At 42.2% G+C, this 23,807-nt stretch carries 21 protein-coding genes; 18 read left to right on the top strand and 3 right to left on the bottom strand.

The genetic code is table 11. The features are described 5' to 3' along the window. The first annotated feature begins 269 nt into the window (after positions 1-269). The 14 genes from LC653_RS01675 to LC653_RS01740 all read left to right on the top strand — a co-directional run bounded on the left by LC653_RS01675 (position 270) and on the right by LC653_RS01740 (position 12,233). Complete coding sequence (locus LC653_RS01675) at positions 270-1,553, top strand: DHH family phosphoesterase (RefSeq protein ID WP_229492288.1); 1,284 nt, start codon at positions 270-272, stop codon at positions 1,551-1,553. 207 nt (positions 1,554-1,760) lie between these two features. Then, the gene (locus LC653_RS01680; protein ID WP_229492289.1) at positions 1,761-2,231 is read left to right on the top strand and encodes a DUF29 domain-containing protein; all 471 of its coding nucleotides are present in this window, start codon (positions 1,761-1,763) and stop codon (positions 2,229-2,231) included. Between the two features lie 105 nt (positions 2,232-2,336). Further along, complete coding sequence (locus tag LC653_RS01685) at positions 2,337-2,747, top strand: RusA family crossover junction endodeoxyribonuclease (RefSeq protein WP_229492290.1); 411 nt, start codon at positions 2,337-2,339, stop codon at positions 2,745-2,747. After that, complete coding sequence (locus tag LC653_RS01690) at positions 2,744-4,003, top strand: hypothetical protein (protein WP_229492291.1); 1,260 nt, start codon at positions 2,744-2,746, stop codon at positions 4,001-4,003. Before LC653_RS01685 ends, LC653_RS01690 begins: the two co-directional genes overlap by 4 nt. Positions 4,004-4,008: 5 nt before the next feature. After that, positions 4,009-4,413, top strand: a complete 405-nt coding sequence (locus tag LC653_RS01695) for a PIN domain-containing protein (RefSeq protein WP_229463106.1) — start codon at positions 4,009-4,011, stop codon at positions 4,411-4,413. Between the two features lie 29 nt (positions 4,414-4,442). Continuing rightward, positions 4,443-4,823 (top strand): PIN domain-containing protein, encoded by a 381-nt coding sequence (locus tag LC653_RS01700; RefSeq protein ID WP_229492292.1) that lies wholly within the window; start codon positions 4,443-4,445, stop codon positions 4,821-4,823. 149 nt (positions 4,824-4,972) lie between these two features. Next, positions 4,973-5,467 carry a phosphohistidine phosphatase SixA gene (gene sixA, locus LC653_RS01705; protein WP_229492293.1) on the top strand — a complete coding sequence of 165 codons (495 nt, stop codon included), beginning with the start codon at positions 4,973-4,975 and terminating at the stop codon, positions 5,465-5,467. A gap of 107 nt (positions 5,468-5,574) precedes the next feature. Beyond that, positions 5,575-6,711 (top strand): citrate synthase, encoded by a 1,137-nt coding sequence (locus LC653_RS01710; protein WP_229492294.1) that lies wholly within the window; start codon positions 5,575-5,577, stop codon positions 6,709-6,711. A gap of 327 nt (positions 6,712-7,038) precedes the next feature. Further along, positions 7,039-8,157, top strand: coding sequence for an NADH-quinone oxidoreductase subunit NuoH (nuoH, locus tag LC653_RS01715; protein ID WP_229492295.1), 1,119 nt, complete (start codon positions 7,039-7,041; stop codon positions 8,155-8,157). Positions 8,158-8,425: 268 nt separating this feature from the next. Then, entirely contained in the window at positions 8,426-9,010 is a 585-nt protein-coding gene (gene ndhI / locus LC653_RS01720) for an NAD(P)H-quinone oxidoreductase subunit I (protein ID WP_185584971.1), read from the top strand. 82 nt (positions 9,011-9,092) lie between these two features. Next, positions 9,093-9,707, top strand: coding sequence for an NADH-quinone oxidoreductase subunit J (locus tag LC653_RS01725; protein ID WP_308188993.1), 615 nt, complete (start codon positions 9,093-9,095; stop codon positions 9,705-9,707). Positions 9,708-9,767: 60 nt separating this feature from the next. After that, positions 9,768-10,073 carry an NADH-quinone oxidoreductase subunit NuoK gene (gene nuoK / locus LC653_RS01730; protein ID WP_006199065.1) on the top strand — a complete coding sequence of 102 codons (306 nt, stop codon included), beginning with the start codon at positions 9,768-9,770 and terminating at the stop codon, positions 10,071-10,073. 6 nt (positions 10,074-10,079) lie between these two features. Beyond that, complete coding sequence (locus LC653_RS01735; protein ID WP_229492296.1) at positions 10,080-11,000, top strand: NAD(+) kinase; 921 nt, start codon at positions 10,080-10,082, stop codon at positions 10,998-11,000. 402 nt (positions 11,001-11,402) lie between these two features. Next, positions 11,403-12,233 (top strand): GNAT family N-acetyltransferase, encoded by an 831-nt coding sequence (locus LC653_RS01740; RefSeq protein ID WP_229492297.1) that lies wholly within the window; start codon positions 11,403-11,405, stop codon positions 12,231-12,233. Here the strand turns inward: LC653_RS01740 and LC653_RS01745 are convergent. Beyond that, the gene (locus tag LC653_RS01745; protein ID WP_229492298.1) at positions 12,207-14,873 is read right to left on the bottom strand and encodes a bifunctional diguanylate cyclase/phosphodiesterase; all 2,667 of its coding nucleotides are present in this window, start codon (positions 14,871-14,873) and stop codon (positions 12,207-12,209) included. The two genes, LC653_RS01740 and LC653_RS01745, sit on opposite strands and share 27 nt — an antisense overlap. Before the next feature lie 749 nt (positions 14,874-15,622). On the opposite strand from LC653_RS01745, the gene LC653_RS01750 reads away from it, so the two are divergent. Then, a complete protein-coding gene (locus LC653_RS01750; RefSeq protein ID WP_229492299.1) occupies positions 15,623-17,275 on the top strand; it encodes a glycosyltransferase family 39 protein in 1,653 nt (550 codons plus the stop codon). A gap of 1,023 nt (positions 17,276-18,298) precedes the next feature. Further along, positions 18,299-20,047 (top strand): endonuclease, encoded by a 1,749-nt coding sequence (locus LC653_RS01755; protein ID WP_229492300.1) that lies wholly within the window; start codon positions 18,299-18,301, stop codon positions 20,045-20,047. 331 nt (positions 20,048-20,378) lie between these two features. Here the strand turns inward: LC653_RS01755 and LC653_RS01760 are convergent, their stop codons facing one another. Further along, entirely contained in the window at positions 20,379-20,813 is a 435-nt protein-coding gene (locus tag LC653_RS01760; protein WP_229492301.1) for a hypothetical protein, read from the bottom strand. A gap of 52 nt (positions 20,814-20,865) precedes the next feature. Next, positions 20,866-21,441, bottom strand: coding sequence for a bifunctional adenosylcobinamide kinase/adenosylcobinamide-phosphate guanylyltransferase (cobU, locus tag LC653_RS01765; protein WP_229492302.1), 576 nt, complete (start codon positions 21,439-21,441; stop codon positions 20,866-20,868). Between the two features lie 336 nt (positions 21,442-21,777). Here cobU and LC653_RS01770 point away from each other — a divergent pair, with 336 nt between their 5' ends. Together LC653_RS01770 and LC653_RS01775 are read left to right on the top strand one after the other, a co-directional pair. Then, entirely contained in the window at positions 21,778-22,587 is an 810-nt protein-coding gene (locus LC653_RS01770) for a hypothetical protein (protein WP_229492303.1), read from the top strand. 265 nt (positions 22,588-22,852) lie between these two features. After that, a complete protein-coding gene (locus tag LC653_RS01775) occupies positions 22,853-23,785 on the top strand; it encodes a glycosyltransferase family 2 protein (RefSeq protein WP_229492304.1) in 933 nt (310 codons plus the stop codon). Positions 23,786-23,807: the final 22 nt, after the last annotated feature.

Consider the following 23,807-nt stretch of genomic DNA (forward strand, 5'->3'; position numbering starts at 1 on the left):
TTACGGAAGAGAAAAAAAGCTCCTCAAGCAGATTTATGCTTTCAGATACAGCCCTATATGCTAGACTTGCTTGTTTCCAGCAGCTATACGCCTAAGAGTGGAATTTAGTTCATTGTTGAGCGCTGGTGTGACTGACAAAAATATACTTAGATGTATAGTGCAATGTCTTGATATTTTTGCGAAGATCAAAATAATGTGGCTGAATTCAGGGAATTGCTGATTGTAGTATTTCTGAATTAAAGGAGCCTCACACTTTAAAAAAGTTCCCTATGTACTTGAATTCTTCCGTTACTCAGTTTGAGAGTTTGTCATCGACCACAGAGCCAAACCCAGAGGAACCTGAAATAGAGAAAACGCCAGTGGAAGTTTCATTTAAAACTCCGTCATTACCGCCATCGGTAGGTGAAGGATCTATATATCTCAGTCAGCGTGGTAATTCCCTGGCACAACAAAAGTCAGAAGAACTGCAAAGAACCCTTCTGGCACACCGACACGATCGCCAACTGGTAATTCTGCAAGATTTTCCTGATCCTGATGCCCTTTCCTGTGCCTGGGCTTATCAGTTAATTGCCCAGCAATATGATATCAAATGTGAAATAATTTATGCTGGCGCATTGAGCCATCAAGAAAATATTGCCTTGGTAAGGCTGACTAATTTACCTATCCAACGCTGGACAACGCAAACCTTGAAAACAAAAGATTTGTCATCTTATCAAGGTTTTGTCTTAATTGATAACCAGGGAACCACTTCACAACTACTGTCAGCGGTACAGCAGGCTGGAATTCCTCTAGTGGTACTCATCGACCATCACAGTATCCAAGGCGATCTGCAATCAGAGTTTGAGGATATCCGTCCATACGTAAGAGCGACGGCAACAATTTTTACTCAATACCTGCAAACAGGATTATTAGCATTAGATAGTAGCATAAATCAACACGTCAAATGCGCTACTGCCTTGATGCACGGCTTGCGCTCGGATACAAATCGGCTAATGCAAGCGCAAGAAGAAGATTTTATGGCAGCTGCGTATTTAAGCCGATTTTATGACGCTCAACTGCTAAACGCCATTTTACAAGCGAATCGTTCCAAGCGGGTAATGGATGTGATCGAGCGATCGCTAAAAAATCGCATCGTCCAAAATAACTTTTCCATCGCTGGTGTTGGTTACTTACGCTACGAAGACCGTGACGCCATCCCCCAAGCGGCTGATTTTCTTGTCACCGAAGAAAACGTCCACACCGCCGTAGTTTATGGCATTGTTCACGATGAAGACGATGAACTGGAAATAGTCATCGGTTCCTTGAGAACTAGCAAACTTACCCTTGACCCCGATGAATTCATCAAAGAAGCCTTTGGACAAGATAGTGCAGGGCGTTTTTTCGGCGGTGGAAGGACAAGCGCAGGCGGCTTTGAAATTCCAATGGGCTTCTTATCTGGCAGCAACGAAAATTCCACCTATGCGAAAATGAAATGGGAAGTATTCGACGCTCAAATTAAGCAAAAACTGTTGAGGTTAGTTAATCCTAGAGATAATCCGATTCAATCGGAGTAAAGGAAGGTGAGGGAGATCAGGAGAACTCCTAACTCATGCAGCAGTCAAATTGTTTGGTCAAATAGCATCCCTTCCCGACTTTTCTAAAAAGTCGGGAATTTGGATTTTATTACCTGATTAAGAATGTAGTTCATGCCTAATCTTAAGTAAGTCGGTACAAATAAAGTTAACTCGTGCCTAGCTATTTATTTGCCAAAAAGGAGCGCTATGAAGTCTATAGAACTTCAAATGTTACAAACTCTGTATGAGCAAGATTTTTATGCTTGGGTAGAGCAGACCGCAGCACTTTTACAATCGCATCAGTGGGACACGTTGGATTTAGAACACTTAATTGAGGAAGTGGTGGACTTGGGTAAAAGTCAACAGCGTGCCTTGCAGAGTGCGTTACGGTTAGTCTTATCGCATTTGTTGAAGTGGAAGTATCAACCTGAACGTCGTAGTCACAGTTGGCAAGTCACCATTACCCGTGAGCGACTGAATATAGATGAATTGCTGCAAGAAAGTCCTAGCTTGCGCCGTTTTTTAAATTATGCCGAGTGGATAAATACTACCTATCAAAGAGCGCGGCGAGAGGCAATGGTAGAAACAGGTTTATCAGAAGAGAATTTTGCGATGGTCTGTGCCTTTTCTGTTGATGAGATTTTAGACTTAGATTTTTATCCTAACGCTGATGAATAAGTATGTAGAAATTTTGTATAAGTGTAGAAATACCCAATATCATGAGGAGCCATCTGTGAAAATTGCTGCGAGTTTGTTAACTAATTATCAAGATATGCACTGGGAATGGGAATAATACCTTTTGAATTTCTCATTCCCAGACGGCCTGTTTCGTTACAGACAAAGAAAAGAGAAAATCTTCAGGCATGGAAGAATTTTGTGCGCGTTGAAGCCCAAAAGGTTTGGAAAGATGACAGTCCCATCACAAAAGGCGATCTACAGCTGACGCTAGTTTATCTTTGTGATGAGTTTCCGGCTGACATCGATAACATTATCAAGCCAATTCAGGATGCACTTGTAAACTTAGTTTTTGAAGATGATAGTTTAGTATCAGATGTAGATAGTCATCGTCGGTTTATGTCTGATCCGATTGATATTATAAGTCTACCTTCCTTATTACAGCGTGCTGTAATCACAGGTAAAGAGTGTGTTTATGTAAAAGTGAGTGAATCTCAACCACTGGAAAAATACTTATGATTAACAATACGAAAAATCTACATGATGAAAAGATAAAATCTCTGGCAGAGAAGTACGAAAGTCAAGGATTTCGTGTTTTACTTAAACCCAAAGCAGATGAATTACCATTATATTTGGGTAACTACCAGCCAGAGATGATTGCTATTAAAGACGGCTCAGGTTTGGTAATTGAAGTAAAAACCAACCTCAGCCGAGTGTCAGTTGATCGTTTACAGGCTTTAGCAGAAGAAGTGAGTAAACATCAAGGCTGGCGTTTTTTATTGGTCACGCTTGAAGACATAGAAGCTAAGTCATTACCTGGAACATCCGAACAACTTCCTTCATGGCAAGAGCTAACTGATCGGTTTATCCAAGCACATAAGCTTATTGAAAATAATGAAATTGAACCTGCTTTTCTTTATATGTGGAGTATTTTTGAGGGAGTTTTAAGAAAGCGAGCAGTCGATGTGTCAATTCCTATTGAACGTTTCCCAGCCATAGGATTACTAAGACATCTATACTCCTTGGGAGAGTTATCAATCTCTCAATTTGACCTTGCTCAAGCTTGTTTTGAAGTTCGTAATCGTCTTGATCACGGATATATTGAAAACCTAAAATTGCAAGTTGTACATGATTTTGACAATTTGGTTGGTGAAATGTTAGCGGAATGGACAACTGATAGTTTAGAAGAGTCGTGGTTTGATTCATCATTATCACTAGCTAAAGATTTAATAAATGATAAAAAACTAAAGAATGAATTAAGCGATGAGCCGATTGGAAAAAGTTTAGAACTCACTATTAGTCAACTTTCACTAGAGGAACTAGCTGCTTTTCGTGCTTGGTTTGGGGAATTCGATGCAGCATCCTTGGATAAACGAGAAGACTTAAGGAAAAATTTAATCAATCAAAAAAACAATCTCATCTCACTAGAATTAGCTAGATATTTAATAAATGAGATAAGTGAGAAAAAACTAAAGAATGAATTAAACAACAAGCAGGTTATAATAAACGTCGAATGCGATGTTAGTCTACTTTCACCAGAGGATCTCGCCGCATTTCGTACCTGGTTTGCAGAATTCGATGCAGCAGCCTGGGATAAACAGATTGAAAAAGATGTGGCTCAACAAGAAACCCTATCGTCTATTACTGACAGTCCAACCTTAGAACCTTTAACCGACCTTGACTCCTGGACTCAGAGTTTAATAGGTGTAATCCAGCTAGAAGAAGAAAATCCGACAGAAAATTATGTGGATTATTTAGAGGAGAAATACGGTTGAAACGGGTGTTGTTCGACAGCGATGTGTTGCTCGATATTTTGGCACAGCGTCAACCATTTATCGTAGCTTCTGCACGAGCATTAAATACAGTAATGCAGAATCAAGTACAAGGTTATGTTTCAGGTCATGCAGTAACCAATATTTTCTATATTCTGCGTCGTCAAGTTGGTAATGAAGTAGCGCGTGAACTATTAGCAAAGTTATTGCAGCACCTTCAAGTTGCCAGCGTAACAGATGAAGTTATTCGGCAAGCTTTGAATAGCTCAATTAAGGATTTTGAGGATGCGGTAACGAGTACTGCGGCGCTTACGGCAGGTTTAGAAATAATTGTGACGCGAAACACACCCGATTTTGTGGCTTCTTTAGTTCCGGCAATGCTGCCAGATGAGTTTTTGACAACGCTAATTTGAGTGAGTCTATTTTTCTGAGAGGTATAAAAATGACACAGCAAGAATTGTTTAATGAGTTTTTATCCCTTCCTGCGGAAGCACAGCATCAAGTAATCGACTTTATTGCTTTTTTGCGACAAAGATATGCAGTAGTTGAATCTGCCTCTGAGCTACCTGACATTGACTTGATAAATGATAGCTTTATTGCGATGTGGAGCGTAGGCGTAGCCCGTCGTAGACATCGCCAAGATTTAGCTGATAGCACTACTTGGTGCGCGGTGTTCGAGAAAATGAGTGGTCAAAGTCACATCACTAACTCAACCATCAGTCTCATTGCAGCTACAGCAATAGTGTGGAATTACCCGTTTATCACAAAAAACCAACGGGATTACAGATTTATTCAAGGTTTAAACCTGTTGCCATATCCGTAACTAGAACACCTAACGCCGCTTTGCACCGGACAGATGGCATATCAATGAATACGTAATAATGATTAAGATTAGGATAGGTTAATTGACAGCAGACGTAAATCCTAACTAAGCACGGGCTATGCCTCGCTATGCTTAACAGAACTCAAAGTATGGAACTATATTTAATTCGTCATGGCATCGCCGAAGACAAGGGATTAGGCATCAAGGATGAGGAGCGCAGCCTTACCAAAGAAGGACGGCAAAAAACTGAGAAAGTCGCTCAGAAACTTGTTAAATTGGGATTAAACTTTGATTTGATTCTCACCAGCCCCTTAGTGCGGGCCCGCCAAACGGCTGAAATTCTTATAGCAGAAAAACTAAGCTCCCAATTAGAGGAATCTAGCCACCTCGCCCCCGATGGTCAAATTTCTAGTTGGCTAAAAGACTGGTTAGAGCCGAGGAATTATTCCCAAAATACCCAACTGGCACTGGTTGGACACGAACCTGATTTAACCAATTGGGCAGAAATTCTCCTGTGGGGAGAAGTCAAAGCAAGCTTAGTCTTGAAAAAAGCAGGTATGATTGGGATAAAACTACCAGAAACAGGTTCTCCTCTGGGTCGGAGTCAGATGTTTTGGTTGACACCACCCAAGTACCTGCTATAACAGTTTTTCAACATTTCCAATTGTTGTTAGAAGGGCTACTGTTATAGCGACAATAATTTCTGGTAAGTTAGCTTGATCAGATATTTCACAAAGCGAATGGTGGTGCCATGATGGTGTGCGAATACAAGCCTGGTTTAGAAGGCATTCCCGCCGCCCAATCAAGTATCAGCTATGTTGATGGGCAAAAGGGAATACTAGAATATCGTGGCATCCGGATTGAGGAACTAGCAGAAAAAAGTACATTCCTAGAAACTGCTTATCTCTTAATCTGGGGCGAACTGCCAAGCAACGAAGAATTGAAAGCATTTGAGCATGAAGTTCGTTACCACCGGCGGATAAAATACCGCATTCGGGACATGATGAAATGCTTTCCTGAAAGCGGTCACCCAATGGATGCGCTGCAAGCCTCTGCTGCTGCTTTAGGCTTGTTTTATTCGCTCCGGGATTTACATAATCCTGCCTACATTCGGGATTCAGTGGTGCGCCTGATAGCAACCATTCCCACGATGGTGGCGGCGTTCCAACTGATGCGAAAAGGCAATGACCCGATACGTCCCCGTGATGACTTAGACTACTCCGCCAACTTTCTATACATGCTCGATGAGAAAGAACCCGATCCTCTGATGGCGCGAGTTTTTGATATCTGCTTGATACTTCAAGTTGAGCATACAATGAATGCTTCCACTTTCAGTGCCAGGGTGACAGCTTCCACCTTGACTGATCCTTACGCTGTGGTTGCTAGTGCCGTGGGAACTTTGGGAGGGCCCTTGCATGGCGGAGCCAATGAAGAAGTAATTCAGATGTTGGAAAAAATTGGCTCTGTGGAAAATGTCCGTCCCTATATAGAGGATTGTCTGCAAACTAAATCTAAGATTATGGGCTTTGGACATCGTGTGTATAAAGTGAAAGACCCACGAGCCACAATCTTACAAGGTCTAGCAGAACAGCTGTTTGAAAAGTTTGGGCATGACAAGTTCTATGATATTGCCCTAGAGATGGAACGCGTGGTAGAGGAAAAACTCGGTAGCAAAGGGATTTATCCAAATATTGACTTTTACTCAGGTTTGGTGTATAGAAAGATGGGGATTCCCACAGACTTGTTTACGCCAATATTTGCGATCGCCCGTGTTGCCGGTTGGTTAGCCCACTGGAAAGAACAACTAGCAGAAAACCGGATTTTCCGTCCTACCCAGGTTTACAACGGTCTGCACGAAGTTACTTATACCCCCATTGACAAACGGTAACTGGGGATTGGGGATGGGGCGTTGAAAAGAGGCAGAGGGGCAGGGAGCAGGGGGCAGGGGGGAAAATTCTCCCTTATCTTCCCCTGCTCCCCCTGCTTCCTCATGCCCCCGTCTCCTCAATAGCAATCTCAATGCCAACCATAAGTAGAAGTTCTGATCTCGCTTCAGAGGGCTAAAACCATCCAACGATATACTAGGCATGGGAATTAGCAACAAATCTTCAATCAAGCGTCATCTGGGCAAAAATTAAAAATGGGTGAATTTACAGGTATTAATTCAACTAATAGTTGTAATTCACCATGACTCGATGTCTTAAAGAGTGGAAACATGAACTCAGGAATTGACCTCCAAGGAACTTTTATTGAATCCCTCCGGGATTTAGGTATACCACCAGGAACAGCCAAAGCAATTTGGATGCCACTGCCAATGATACTGATGCTGATTGGGGCAACAGTGGGGGTATTAGTTGCTACTTGGCTAGAACGAAAAATTTCTGCCGCCGCACAGCAGCGAATTGGGCCAGAATTCCAGGGGCCTTTTGGGTTGCTGGTACCTGTAGCGGATGGTTTGAAGTTGGTATTTAAAGAAGATATAGTACCAGCCAAATCTGACCCTTGGCTGTTTACCCTTGGCCCAATTATTGTAGTGATTCCGGTGTTTCTGTCATTCCTGATCGTCCCCTTTGGGCAGAACATCGTAATTACCAATGTGGGCATGGGCGTATTCTTGTGGATTGCCTTGTCAAGCATTCAACCCATTGGTTTGTTAATGGCTGGCTACGCATCTAATAATAAATACTCCCTTTTAGGGGGGTTGCGGGCAGCAGCGCAATCTATTAGTTATGAAATTCCTTTGGCGCTGGCGGTGTTAGCGATCGCTATGATGTCTAACAGCCTCGACACAGTTGATATTGTCAATCAACAGTCTGGCTATGGCATTCTGGGCTGGAACATTTGGCGACAACCAATCGGTTTCCTGATCTTTTGGATAGCCGCCCTAGCTGAATGCGAACGATTACCCTTTGACTTACCCGAAGCGGAAGAAGAAATTGTCGCAGGCTATCAGACTGAATACTCAGGTATGAAATTCGGTCTTTTCTACCTGGGTTCTTACGTTAACTTGATCCTTTCTTCCTTACTAGTAGCAATTCTCTACCTGGGCGGTTGGGACTTTCCCCTTCCCCTCAATCTCATCGCTGGTTGGTTGGGAGTCAGTGAACTAAATCCCGTGTTCCAGATAGTAACTGCTGCTTTGGGTATCACCATGACCGTATTCAAAGCCTATTTACTAGTGTTTGTCGCCATCCTGTTGCGCTGGACAGTGCCACGGGTACGGATTGATCAACTGTTAGATTTAGGATGGAAGTTTTTGTTGCCAGTTGGCTTGGTTAATCTCCTATTAACCGCCGCTCTGAAACTAGCCTTTCCCTTCGCTTTTGGTGGTTAGTCATTAGTCATTAGTCATTAGTCATTAGTCATTAGTCATTAGAGACTTCCAAGAAATAAATTACCCAAATAAACGTAGACGCGGAGCGGCTTGCCGCAGGCTACCACAGAGACACAGAGAACACAGAGGAATGAGGAGAGAGAGCTTTTTCGTAAATTTATTGGGTATTTTTTTATTTGGAAGTCCCTTAGTACAAATGGCTAATGACCAAGGACAAAGGACAAGGGACAAATAACGCTGATAGCTTAAAAACAGAGAGTGAAACATAATGCTAAAGTTCCTGAAACAAGTTGGTGATTACGCCAAAGAAACAGTACAAGCTGCGCGTTACATTGGTCAGGGGCTTTCTGTCACCTTCGATCACATGCGGCGGCGTCCGATTACCGTACAGTACCCTTACGAGAAACTGATTCCTGGCGAACGGTTTCGCGGTAGAATTCACTTTGAATTTGATAAGTGTATCGCCTGCGAAGTCTGTGTTCGCGTTTGTCCAATTAACCTGCCTGTAGTAGATTGGGAATACGACAAAGCCAGCAAAAAGAAAAAACTCAACCACTACAGCATTGACTTTGGAGTTTGTATCTTTTGCGGTAATTGTGTGGAATTTTGCCCCACTAACTGTCTATCTATGACAGAAGAGTATGAGCTTTCCACTTACGATCGCCATGAATTGAACTATGACAACGTAGCGCTAGGTCGTCTGCCCTACAAGGTAACAGATGATCCAATGGTTACACCACTGCGCGAACTAGTTTACCTACCCAAAGGCGTCCTCGAACCACATGGACTGCCCGCAGATGCACCGCGTGCTGGTGCGCGTCCAGAAGACCTCGTAGAACAAACAGAAAAATAAATATCATTAGTCATTTGTCCTTTCCTAATGACCAATGACCAATGACTAATGACCAATGACCAATGACTAAGGACAAAAAACAGTGAATCTAGCGGAAGGAGTACAGTTTGTATCGCTTGGCATACTAGGCGTGATGATGATTGGGGCGGCCATTGGTGTGGTGCTGTTCTCCAACATCGTCTATTCTGCCTTTTTGCTGGGGGGTGTGTTCATCAGCATAGCGGGAATCTACCTGTTGCTAAATGCTGATTTTGTTGCAGCTGCACAAATACTGATTTACGTTGGGGCGGTTAACGTGTTAATTTTGTTTGCCATTATGTTGGTGAACAAGCGGGAAAATTTTGTAGCATTTCCCAACTCTTGGGTGCGGAAAGTACTAACAGGTGTAGTCAGTGTAGGATTGTTCGGTCTTTTAAGTACGATGGTGCTGGCTACTCCTTGGGCTTACTCAGCTGCTCCTGTGCCAGGTGGTGAAAGTTCTATAGTTTTAATTGGAGAACATTTCTTCACTGACTTTTTACTGCCTTTTGAACTGGCTTCCATTTTGCTGCTGATAGCAATGGTAGGAGCAATTATTTTGGCACGTCGTGAGTATTTGCCAGACCTATTGGCACCATCCAAACTGGGGCAAACTGTTTTGACTTTGCAAGAACGCCCCAGAGAACTAGTATCAACAACCAGCGAAACAAAAGAGTAATATTTGCGACCTGAGTCGCAGATAGACAGCCGGATTTTTTCAGGAGGGATACTCAGATTCATGCAACTCCAGTACTTTCTATTACTAGCAGCAGCTTTATTCTGTATCGGCATCTACGGTTTAATTACCAGCCGCAACGCTGTGCGGGTGCTGATGTCAATTGAGTTACTGCTCAATGCTGTTAATCTGAATTTAATGGCATTTTCCAACTTCCTCGACTCAACATTAATTAAGGGTCAGGTTTTTACAGTATTTGTGATTACCGTGGCCGCAGCCGAGGCGGCGGTGGGTTTAGCGATCGTGCTTGCCATTTATCGCAACCGCGATACCGTCGATATGGAGCAGTTTAATCTCCTGAAATGGTAATTGTGCGTGCAACTCAAGCAGGTAATCATTGCTTATAAAGCGCGGGATGCCCGGAGTAAACAATGGGCAGAAATCTGTGCTAAACAACTAGAAAGCCGCGAGTGCCAGGTGTTGATGGGGCCAAGCGGCCCGAAAGACAACCCCTATCCTGTCTTTTTGGCTTCGGCGGCTCAACCAATCGATCTCGCCTTGGTACTCGGTGGCGATGGTACTGTTTTAACTGGTGCCAGACATTTAGCCCCAGCAGGCATCCCTATTCTGGGAGTGAATGTGGGAGGTCATCTGGGGTTTTTAACTGAGTCAGTGGAAGAGTTTCAGGATACTGAAAAAGTTTGGGATCGACTGTTTGAGGATCGCTATGCTATCCAACGACGGATGATGTTACAAGCTGCTGTATATGAGGGTCATGGGTCTAATTTAGAACCAGTTAGTGAGCATTATCTGGCTCTGAATGAGTTTTGTGTTAAACCCGCCTCCGCAGACCGAATGATTACTTCAATTCTGGAAATGGAAATTGACGGTGAGGTAGTCGATCAGTACGTCGGGGACGGGTTGATTATTTCCACTCCCACAGGTTCCACTGGTTACACCGTTTCTGCTAATGGGCCAATTATGCATGATGGTATGGAGGCGATTACCATCACTCCCATTTGTGCAATGAGCCTTTCTAGTCGCCCCCTGGTTTTACCCCCTGGTTCTGTGGTGAGTATTTGGCCTTTGGGGGATTACGATTTGAGTACCAAGCTGTGGACAGATGGGGTTTTGGGGACTTCGATTTGGCCGGGAAACCGCGTTGATGTGCGGATGGCAGATTGTCGGGCTAAATTTATTATTTTGCGCGAGAACAATTCCTACTATCAAACGCTGCGGGAGAAGTTGCTTTGGGCCGGTACAAGGGTTCACTACAGCAATAATCACCGTAATTAATTTAGTATTTTAGAGTGCATTTACCGCAGATTGCAATGGCGTAGGCGATCGTAACCAGAATTATCCAAGCCCCTGGATTTATCCGGGGGCTTTCTGCCTTGATTTTGACTTATGCTTACTGTTTCACTTTAATTTAACGTGAGTTCGATACATTACCCAAGCGTATTGATTTATAGCCTATATCAAAGCAAAATTTTGTATCTTATTGCCAGATTTTTTAGGAATTAATCTCCATAATAAAAGCACTCTACCTCTAATCCAAGAGAGTAAAAAAGCTCTCTAGAAGTTCTTTTATCAAAAACCGTCTCAATCACACTTCGACACATTAATGCATAATGTGAGCTATTTGTATAGTGCCTAAATCCTAGTAAAATATTTTCGCAAATCTAAGTAGGAAGATAGATGGAAGTTTCTGGACGCAACATCAATTACCCACTGAATCCTCCTCTCACTCTCGAAGATTTCCCCGTCCTTCAAACTGAAAAATATGCCCTACGGCTGGCGTCAACCAAAGAAGAATTAGAATCAATTTTTCGGTTGCGCTTTGAAGTTTTTAATCTTGAACTAGGCTTGGGATTTTCTGCTTCTAACTTTACCCAGATGGATATAGATAAGTTTGATGCGGTTTGCCATCATTTAATCCTAATCTCCAAAAAAACGGAGAAAACCATTGGAACTTATCGGATGCAAACTTATACAATGGCATCTCAAAGACTAGGCTTTGATGCTGCCGATATATTTAATCTTAATGCGATTCCCAATTCTGTGCTTCAGGCATCAGTTGAAGTTGGGCGTACATGTATAGCTAAAGAATATCGCAATAGTCAGGCACTTTTACTACTTTGGGAAGGATTGGCAAATTATCTCATCTGGAGTAAAAACCAATATTTCTTTGGCTGTGCATCGTTATTAACACAATGTCCTTGGCAAGCTACTTGCGCTTATGATTATTTTCGGCAGAATGGTTTGATGCATCCAAGTATTTTGGTTGATCCAAATTCACAATTTTGTCTAAAAATGCCTCAAAATTGTCCAGATTCAAGTAATATTGAGATTCCTAAAATTTTGCAGGCATACTTAAATATTGGAGCTAAAATATGCAGCCTTCCAGCTATTGATCGGCAGTTTAAGACTATTGATTTTTTAACTATATCTAATGTTGCAGAGTTTGCCAGATGGCGTTATCCAAATCCTTTCAATAAACCCTTACCACTGAGGATTTGTCACGATTAATGCCAGTGCTGCCGTGTTATCCAATGGAGGTGAGAAAAAATATCCTTGTCCACATTCACAGTTCAACTTTCTCAGAAATGCTAGCTGCTCTTTTGTCTCTACTCCTTCGGCGGTCACATACATACCTAATTTGTGTGCCAGTGTGATAATTATCTCAATAATTTCTAAATTCTTGCCATTAGCATCTATCGGCCTGACAAAGGAATGGTCAATTTTCAACACACTAATCGGAAAGCTATGGAGACGGCTTAATGAAGAGTAGCCTGTACCGAAATCATCAATTGATAACTTAATGCCCATCTTCCGAAGTTCTGAGAGTGCAGCATTTGCCTCATCGCCATTCTCCATAATTGCACTTTCAGTAATTTCTAGCATGAGACTGCCAGCATCAAGACCAGTCGAGTCCAAAATTTCCCCAATCTGCTCAATTAAATCCGGTTGAGAAAATTGCTTGACTGAAAGATTGACGCTGATTTTCTCTAATGAGTTTGTCCGATGGCTCACCTGCCAGCTTTGCATCTGGCGGCACGCCTCATGTAATGCCCAGTAGCCAACCTCGACAATCATTCCGGTTTCTTCTACTAGGGGGATAAAATCTGTTGGAGAAATCAAACCACGCTCTGGATGCTGCCAGCGCAGCAGAGCCTCAAAGCCTATAAGTCTGCCATTAGCAAGGGAAACAATCGGTTGGTAATAAAGCTGAAACTCCTGGCGTTCGATTGCTCGCCGTAGATCGTTCTCTAACTGCAATCTGACCAGAGCGTTAGTATACATTTCTTGGTTGAATAGTTCATAGCGTGCTTTGCCCAGCGCCTTGGCTCTGTACATAGCCGTATCAGCGTCCCTTAGCAAGTTTTCTGGTTGGTCATAGTCTACTGTCGAACTCAGGGCAATGCCAATACTTGCCGTTGTAAATACTTCTTGCCCGTCAAGCTCAAGGGGTAATGTCAGTTCTTGTTGAATTCGTTCAGCTACTTTGATGGCTTCTGACACATTCTTGATTTCGTCAAGCAGGATGGTAAATTCGTCTCCCCCAAGCCGTGCGGCTATATCTGTGGAGCGTATGCATACTCCTAATCTATTTGCAATAGCAATTAGAAATTGGTCTCCTTTTAGATGTCCGAGACTGTCATTGATCACCTTAAACCGATCCAGGTCGAGAAATAGAACAGCAAATAAATAATTCTTCTGTCGCTTGCCTCGCTGGAGTGTGTGTTTTAAGCGCTCCATAAAGAAAGCTCGGTTTGGTAGACCTGTCAGTGCATCGTGAAAAGCATTATATCGTAACTGTTCTTCTACCTGCTTACGCTCGTTAATTTCAGCTTCTAATTGCCTGTTAGCCTCTAAGAGTCCAGCAAATGACTCTTGTAATTGAGTAGCCATTTGATTATGAGCCTGAGCAAGAACTCTTAGTTCGTTGATACCCTCTACTGTAACGGTTTGGTCTAACTTTCCATTAGCGATTTCCTTAGAGGCAACGCTCAAGCAGAGAATTGGTTGAGTAATCCAATGAGAAGTAACCACTCCTATGGCTGTAGCGAATATCAACGCTCCTAAACACAGCAAAATAGTGGTTCGGGTGTTAGCTTCGATATGCTCCATAAAGTCGGCTTCTGGAACCACCACGATAATCACCCAATTTAGCCCACAGTCGGCTGCAAAGGGCATTAACTGTACAAATTGCCGCTTGTGATCAATTTCAAATTCTAGCTGTTGGCTAGAAGAAATGTTTCTAAAATTACCAAATTGTGACTGCAAATACTGTGTTGTTAGACGAGTGATCCGATCGCTACTAGCGATCGCTCTGAGCCGTTTGTACGTCTTTTTCCCTCCCTCATCACTCAGGATAAAAGGTTGCTCCGCCGTTGAAGTTGCTACCAAATCTCCAGAATGCTCGACAATAAATGTCTTTCCTGAGCGACCAATCTTTAAATTGTGCAAGAACTCACTCAGTTGCGAGAGAGATAACGTTGCATTCGTCACTCCAAGCAAGCTACCTGTCTGGTCATAAAGAGGTTTGGTTGCACTGAACGCTAGCCCTGATGAAGAGAAATATGAATAAATTTCTGTGCAAGTCGTTTTACCTGCTTTCACAGCATTTGTGTACCAGGGGCGAGTGCGAGGATCAAAGGTTTGCTTAACTTGAAGTAGCTTAACAAGATTACCTTGATTATCAGTGGTGTAAGTATAGTAATTATTACCCGTTGATTGATCTTTTCTTCGGATGACTAGTGAACCATCGTTAAGGCGATCAACCGAATGAATATCTCCTTGTGTACTTGCAAAAGCGATCGGCTTTAAGGGTTTGAACAACTGCATTTGATGCCATAAATGGTGTTCTAAAATTTTTGCATCTTTTAAACTTAACTCACCAATATGGACAGAATTGGCGTTAATCTGAGTTACCAGTTGGGGTATTTCTATGTAAGCGGTGACATGTTGATGAATCCGAGTTGTAATTTCATTCCGCAGCTGAGTAGCAACATCATTAACAGCTTTCTGACCATTTTTTAAAGATAAGAATGCTGTTAAGCCTACAGCACTAGAAATTTGCAGGACGAAAGGTACTACAAGAGCTACACGGAGTGGCACTCTCAAGAACCCTTTTGGAATCGAACGCAAGAAATTCTGCTGTTGCATCTGTGCGATTTTAGGCTCCGATAGCTTAAAAGCAAGGTTTATCTTCTTGCCAAGGGAGTATTATCAATCTGCTGATACAGCTACTTTAAACTGCTACCTCAAATGCTGATCAGTTAACAACACTGAGTGGTGTAGGCGTAGCCCGCCGCAGGTATTGCCCGTTCTACACCCTGTCTTGGATTGGAGGCAAGGAACAATCCTTCGTTCGCCGTTAGGCAATGCCCTTTTCACAGGGTAGGAGAATTGAGAACTCTAACCCGCAAAGCGATCGCTCAATGCACGGTAGCTGTGGAGTCACCTTACCACAGATGCGGCTACACTTAGTGTATTTTACACTCCATTGACCAAATAATTACTAATTCGTAATTCGTAATTCGTAATTAAAGAGGGTACAAGCCCCCACCATAATCTCTGCTGAAGGGTGGTCAACAAGACAGTGGAGGGTTCAAGCCCTAAAAGAATTGCAACTACGAATTACAAATTATCAATTACGAATTATGTTGACATCTCGGTTTTAAAACCAAGTCCAGTTTTGCGGGATTTGATACAACCTTGTCCAATTCTTTTCGTAATTAATAAAGAAGAGGTGTTGATTGCCAATCTTTCTAATCAAATAAAAGTACGGTTGGCGATGTTTAACAAATAGGCTCCGCTTGAAGTCTTGGCGATGTCTAGGACGGGGGTAGCTGCGACACTTATCTAGTACGCTTAATTAGATGATTTGAGAAAAATTTTTAGGAAACCCACTTATGCGCCATCTCAAATTTGCTCCGAGTTGGTTGCGATTTTTAATTATTTTCTTATTGGCGATGGGTATATTGTTTCGCTTTTTTAACCTTGACGGCAAAGTTTACTGGCATGATGAAACTTATACTTCATTGCGGCTTTCTGGTTACAGAATAACTGAAGTAAAAGAACAAATTTTTAATAATCGTGTCATTACTGGAGAAAGCTTTGCCCAGTTTCAAGGTGCAAATCAACAAAAAAGCTTAAATGACACAATCATGAATTTGGCAAAAGAAGATCCTTACCATCCACCGCTTTATTACATAATAGCGAGATTGTGGATGGAAATCTTTGGTAATTCGGTGACGGCGATTAGAAGTTTATCTGCCTGCATCAGTTTGCTGGTTTTTCCTTGTGTTTATTGGCTATGCCGAGAATTATTTAATGTGCCATTATCGGTTCCTGGTGTAGCGATCGCACTCATGGCAATTTCTCCAATTCAACTAGTTTATGCTCAAGAAGCACAAGAATATATTCTCTGGTTAGTGACCATATTACTATCCAGTGCGTCTCTGCTGCGAGCAATGCGGCTGGAATCACAAGATAAAGCAGCAGAAGAACGACAGCAGCCAGATTTATTCGCTATCTGGAGCATTTATGCAGTAACTTTAGCCATCAGTCTTTATACTTTTCTTTGGAGTGGATTTGTAATAGTTGCTCACGGAATTTATGTAATTATCACTGCCAAATTTAAGTTGACTAAAACTGTGAAAACTTATCTGTTAGCATCACTCGTAGGTTGTTTAGCTTTCATGCCTTGGATAACAATTGTGATAGGTGACTTTTTTAAATTTTTGATTTCAGCAGATAAAACAACAATGCAGTCATCTTCGATGCCTATAATTACATTTTTGCTGATGCAGTTAAGCCGGATTTTTTTTGATATAAACCTTACCAAAGATAATCCTGTAAACTCTTTAATTACACCAATTTTATTAATTTTGATAGGATATTCAATTTGTTTTATTTGTCTAACAACTAACTATAAAGTCTGGTTTTTTCTCATTACATTGATTGTAGTACCAGCACTACCCTTAATACTCTCAAGTGCTGGTGGCATATTATCTACCGAACCATATTTCATCCCATCTTATTTAGGAATCCAAGTGACTGTTGCTTACTTACTAGCTACGCAAATATATAATGGAAGCGTGTCACGCCGGAGCATTTGGCAGATAATCATGGCATTAGTGATTATTTGTGGACTGATTTCTTGTAAGGTGAGTTCCCAGGCAGAAACTTGGTGGAATAAGGGTATGAGCTATAGCAATCCACAAGTTGCCCAAATCATCAATCAGACGAGTAGTCCACTTTTGGTTAGTGATGCTTTGGGCAATAATTATGGGAATGTTTTTTCTCTAAGCTATCTTTTAGAACCAAAAGTGCGATTTTTGTTGGTGAACAACCAAAAAATTCCCAATATTCCTGATGGGTTTGCTGATGTATTTTTACTCAATCCTTCAGACACTTGGCGCGAAACAATCGAAAAAAAGTATAAATTAAAGACAGATATTGTTTACAGTGACAACAATTATTCAGTCTGGAAATTGGCTACATCTACTAAGTTGCGCCGACGTAATATCCCACCTAATAATAAGTTATCTCCCAGTTTATAGTATGGGAAGCTACACATTATATGCTTCACAAACACAGTCAGAGAAACTGTTTACAAAATTTATAATATTTTATGTGATATTTAGATATAGAAGTTCTCTGTTGAGTGAGGTATAATAACCCCAGTGGGGAGTGGAGAACATAAGCAGGGCAAACGCATCTAAATTACCCTTGCTCACAACCTTTGGTTAAGAACCAACGACAAAATCAGCATTTCTCCTTTGGTTTAGTTTCCAAGACTCAAAGCGATGTCTACGATGGTCACTGAGCTTGTCGAAGTGCGGGCTACGCCTACGCTAAATTTGTGTCAATGTTATATTTTCTCTCTCGACGATTAATCCACCCTGCTTTTTTAAGGGGGGATCAACAAATATTTGATACTTCTCAGACATCCTCTAAAAAACCATGTCTATTTTAAAAACTGGAGTTTTTAAGATAGCCGAAATTTATTATAGTTGGCAATTATCTATGAAAGGGGTAGGTGGGCCCCCTCTCTTTTTGAGCATGGGGTTCCTCTTCGCCTTATCGCCCACTTTGTGACGCCCCACTTTCAGCTTTCATCCTCTTTGCACAATACCTAGTATGCTGCCGTTGCAATCTAGTACTGGAAAGTAACTTAATAACAAGTTGATAAATAGCAAATAACTGCTGTATTATTGCTATGACCTCTTTTTGGAAATCTAAGTACATCTCTTAATCCAAAAACAACCTGGCACTCAATACTTAACTTTGAGTTAAACAAATAGATTGTTTTTCATAGCCAAATGGCTTGAGAAAAATTCAGAGTTTGTTTTAAAAGTGATTAACTGTAATTTTAGGTACTTATTTACCCCGCCTATCCCCCCTTTTGAAAGTGGAAACCGGAATCAAACCCCCAAAGTTATCCCGGTATTTAGGGGTATCTAGAATGTTTTGCTACCGATAAAATAACTTTTAAAACATCCTTTCAATTTCTTTGTTTCTCATATCTTTGGGATAATGCTCCAACTGAATTTAGTCTCTATTTGCAATTAAGGACAATGTTCATGAGTTCTATCCGAAAAATCTTGCAGACACTATGTTTGATTGTTTTTCTTGCATTCTGCCTTCCTTCAGGAATCGCTCATAGTGTAGAAGTTACATCTTTGGTAGGAAGTCTTACGCAATTAACAGTTGCCACTTTCAATGTCGAAAACCTTGATCCTAAAAAGGAAAATGTCTCTAAGGTTGATAAAAATACGACCAGAAACGTCGATGATGATGTGAAAAGCGGTAAGTTTACAGCTTTGGCAAACCAGATTGTTACTAATCTTGAAGCACCAGACATTATTGCTTTGCAAGAAATACAAGACAATGATGGAGCTGAATTGAGTTCAGTAGTTGATGCTAGTCTGACTGCTGAGACTCTGATCAGTTCTATCGAATCTGCGGGAGGCCCAGCCTATGAGTATCAAGAAATTCCTCCTCAGAATGGACTGGATGGAGGCCAACCAGGTGGCAACATCCGAGTAGGCTTTTTGTTCAATCCTCAACGAGTTAAGCTACAGAAACTTGAACGCTTTGCGAATGACCCGGCTTTTTTAGAAAGTCGTAAACCTTTAGTGGGTGAATTTACTTTCAACAATATTCCCATCACCCTGATAAACAACCACTTTGCTTCTAAAAGCGGGGGAGCGGCTTCCAACCCAAAACGGATAAAGCAGGCAACAATTGTTAATGAATTTGTTGTAGATCGCTTAACTACTGACCCAAATGCAAATATCGTTGTTCTTGGCGATCTGAATGATACTCCAGACTCTCAGCCGATAAAAGTTCTTGAAGGAAATAAGCTAGAAAATTTGGTAAACAAAATTCCACCGGCAGACCGCTTTTCTTATGTCTTCCAAGGGAGTAAAGAACAAATTGATCAGATCCTGATTACCCCAAACTTGCTTAACAATGGAAATCCTGAAATAAATGCTGTTCATGTTAACGCAGGTATTTCTAGGTCAGCCAGCGATCACGACCCTGTGATTGCTCGATTTACTCTATTATCTCTTGGTGAGTCTACTCCTATTCCATCAGCCCCAGTTAGCAGTTCTGAACCAGCAGTTACACCAAGCACGATTGTTGCTGGTATTACAGGAGACGATTTACTGAAAAAACTGGATAGCCTTTACTCTCCTCGTGCTAGCCTTGGATATGGTAGCGCCCGCGATCTGCTCTACACCAAAATAGATAACCAAGGCGGTATAGTAACAGACATCTACGCTGGTTACAGTGTTCCGATCAACCAAAATTCAAATAAACCCAGAGAGGAAGCTGCACAACACAGAATCAATGCAGAACACGTCTGGCCGCAGAGCATGGGAGCTGAAGGCCCAGCAAAAAGCGATTTGCATAACCTCTTTGCTTCACGGATAGAAGTTAACAGCGATCGCGCCAACTTTCCATTTGGAGATATTCCTGATAATCAAACTACATCTTGGTATCTCGATGATGAAGAATTGAGTTTCAAACCGAGTCCACAGGATATTGACAAGTACAGTGAATTTAAACGGGGATTTTTTGAACCACGGGAGGCAAAAAAAGGGGATATAGCTCGGATAATTTTCTATTTCCGCACAGTCTACCCAGAACTAGCAAATGCAAACTTCTTTGAAGTACAAAAGGATACTCTTTGTAAGTGGCAAGCAGACGATCCAATTGATGCTGGTGAGCTAGCACGTAGTAATGCGATCGCTAAAACTTCCCAAGGTAATGATAATCCCTTTGTGTTAGATCCTACTCTGCCACAACGAACCTACTGTAACTAAAAATTATGCTAGCACAGCTGTGCTAGCATACAATGGGATGTTTTTTCACTGGAAGTATCTAAGACGCGTTAAACCATATAAGGACGCAAAGAAATTAGGACTTACGCATCAAGTACGAAATGTAGGGGCAATACCCTGCGGGAAGCCCTCCGGGTTCGGGGGTTCGCAAGACGCTCCTTTGTCGCTAACGCTGCGCTAACGACGGGAACCGCCAAGACTGCGACCCCCTCACCGCTTTGCGTCTACATGAATTGCCCTTACGGTAAATCAAGGCTTTCACTGCCTTTTTGCGTAAGTCTTGAAAATAAAGAAGTTGTTTATGCAATATTGTCTACAAGCGATCGCGAATTGTTTTGAGTTGATCTTGAGTCTTAATTGGCTCTCGCGGTGCTGGTAATTCGGTATTAGGCCAGTTAGGTAAATCATTGCAGGGGCATAACAACGCCGGCATCCCGACGTTTCGCGCGGCTACTGGCATACTGCAACGGCTGCAAGGTAGCATTTCCCAGGCTGGTGTCAACAGTTCAGCAATGGTTTCATGTGTACCCTCTAGGTAACAATCACCCGATTCCGGTGAGAGAATTTTTTGCCAGCACTCTTCAAATTCTTCACTATAGCGATCGCCATTTAGCACCGATAGCGGAGCGTTAGCGAGTCCGCGAGCGTCTTGGGGCAAAAAGCTTGCCTTACCGTTGCTCATAATCACTTTCTTACCCAACTGAAACCAGTAGGCAAGGTATCCTCTAACTTCTTGTTTGGTTGCCATATTACAATTTTAGATTTTAGATTTTAGATTTTGGATTAATTTGAATCAATAGTTAAGAATCTTGACTCCTGAATGTTCCAGAATCCCCTCTATTTGGCAATGGGTAACCAAGCATACTGAGATTGAGAACATGACCACCAGTAACTAAATAAACAGTATTGCTGAGTACACCTAGCTGGCGCACTAAAGAACCCAGGCGATCGCGGAACGCCCTCCCAAGGGGATAAGCTGGTATCACACCCCAACCTACCTCTTCTGCTACAAACACCATATCAGCAGCAACCAGATCCACTGTCTCTAATAACTCTGCAACGATGCTTTCCCAGCTAGATTCTTCCTCTTCTAAGAGATTAGCAACCCAAGTTCCTAAAGAATCAACTAAAAGACAGGTATAGGGTTTGGCATCGGCGAGGGTAGCAGACAGTTCCACAGGTACAGATAGAGTTACCCAGTCTTGGGGGCGACGTTGTTGGTGTTCTAAAATGCGTTGATGCCATTCTTGGTCATCTGGGTTATCGGTGGCTGTTGCTACGTAAACAACTGCTTTTCCTGACTGCATGGCCAGAGTTTCCGCCCATTCACTTTTACCAGATCGTGCTGGCCCTGTTACTAAGATGATTTTACCCAAAGTTGTTTCCTAATATTTTAACAATATGCCTACGGTTGCAATTTATCACCGCAGTTTTTTACTTTATCGGCAAAATTTTTAGTTTCAAATAACTTTTAAGGGATAAAATTAGCACCAGCATCATTCAAAATTTATAATTCTGTTTCCAGTCGTGATGAAACCCCATCGCAAACGGGACTACCGTCATTAATCGGGTAAAACCCCTTTTTAATTACGAATTACGAATTATGAATTACGAATTAGATTGATGTCACAATTGGCAAAAGCCGAAAATCCCAACAACCCCATTCTTAATTATTCAACACCATTAGGGACAGCAAACTTTAGGATGTCTTTATGAACGCAGGCTTAAAACGCATAGAAGCAACTCTACATGATTTAGGGAATCGCGGCACTGCCTCTGCCGCCGAAGCTGGTGATTCGACGACAAAACGGCCTTTTTCCTTTAGAATCAGTGTCGGAGCCAACGAACCCACAGAAAGTACACAAAATCCATCCTCTCAGGAAGAACAAACAGTTGACTTGGGCGGAGATACTGAGAGTGATTATCCTTCTGAACAAAATTTCTTTCCTCACCATGACTCTGTTCAGACCTTTCAAGCACAAGAGGATGGTAGCAAAACACCCAGCTTACCCAAGTTGAAAACTCAGACCTTTAGTAGCCATCGCCACGGAGCAAATCCAGCATTGGCGATGAATCTATTGCAAGAAATTCAGGAAACTGTCGCAGGTTGGCAAATAGAACTGCAAAATATTTTGAAGCAAATTCAGGATATTTACTTAGAAGGGCCAATTGTCAATGGCTGGTTAGAATCCAATCCCAAGGAACCAGAATCAGGAGGAACTGCAACATTACGCCATGCAGAAGTTGACCGCCTGATGAACTACGTAGAAGAAATTTGCGCCACTGGTGGGAAAGTATCTTATGAATCATCTATTACTGGCTACCGCCTCTGTGGTATAGACGATACTGGTAAAGTCTGGTCGCGTCCATGTCCAGCAGATCAGGTTCCCAATGTTAGCATGGCGATCGCACGTTACCAAAAGTTACGTCAACTGTTAGGGCGCAAGCAATCTTTGGAAACCCGTCTGAGTCAACTGGCCCAAACACTTGTAGTTTTACACAGTCATATTCAACAAACGTAAAGTTTTAAAGATTATTTCCGAAGAAACTCGGTTGGTGGGTTGGTAATTTTTAGTTTAGATTAACTCTCAGCAGTGTGCGTTGGATTTAAGATTTTTATCTAAAATCGTTCGATGGTTCCTGAGCGTTCGCGTAGCGTCTCGTAGAGAAGTCGTTGGCGCAGCCTCTCGTAGAGAAGGACTGAGCCAAGCCGTACCCCTCCGGGGAAGCAAGCTACGCGTAGCGTTCCGCAGGAAAGTCCCAAATCTCAAATCCAAAATAAAATCTATGCCAAACACCCAAATCTCTGCCATTATCTGTACCCACAATCGAGATACCTATTTAGGGGCTGCAATTGATAGTATTTTAGCGCAGGATTTTGCTGCTGACTTTGAAATTGTGGTAGTTGATAATGGATCTAGCGATCGCACCCGTGAGGTTGTAGAACAAAGGGCCCACAATCCGCGCCTGAAGTATGTATTTGAACCCACCATTGGTTTATCTGTCGCCCGCAACACGGGTGCAAAAGTAGCTAGTGGTGATATTCTTGCTTATCTAGATGACGATGCTGTTGCGAGCAAGGGCTGGCTACAAGTTTTATATTTTGCCTATTACAATAATTCTAAACTAGCGATCGCAGGTGGCAAAGTCACTCTCATCTGGCCCCAAGGAATCGAGCAACCACGGTGGCTATCTTCAGGGCTAGCTGCAAATCTGGGTGCATACGATTTGGGTGACAGTATCATCTACATCGAGCAACCTGGCTTAACACCCAGAGGCTTAAATTACTCCATCCGCCGCAGTTTCCTAGAAGAAATTGGCGGTTTTGATCCTCATCTCGGTCGAGTGGGGAAAAATCTATTATCAAATGAAGAACTGCAAATGACCGAATTTGCCCTACAGCGTAATTGGCAAGTTGCTTATCTTCCCGAAGCGCTGGTTGCTCACAATGTTGCTCCAGAACGCCTCCAACGCTCCTGGTTTTTAAATCGGGGCTGGTGGCAAGGTATCAGTGAATGCTATCGAGAACAACTCGCTGGTAAAGCTGGAATCGCTCAATTGCAGCGAGGTGGCGAACGGTTTGTGCGCGGCTTGTATAAGGCATTGCAATATTTTTCTGATCCAGCAGAACGGTTTGACAAACTTGTATATGCTTATGGTCAGATTGGTTACTTAAATGCTGCTATTCAAGGTCTTTTATCCACATCAAATAAGAAATAAAGAAGAATTCTGAATTCAGAAT

It is taken from the genome of Nostoc mirabile CHAB5784, from assembly GCF_020829645.1.
Taxonomy (GTDB): Bacteria; Cyanobacteriota; Cyanobacteriia; order Cyanobacteriales; family Nostocaceae; genus Nostoc; species Nostoc mirabile.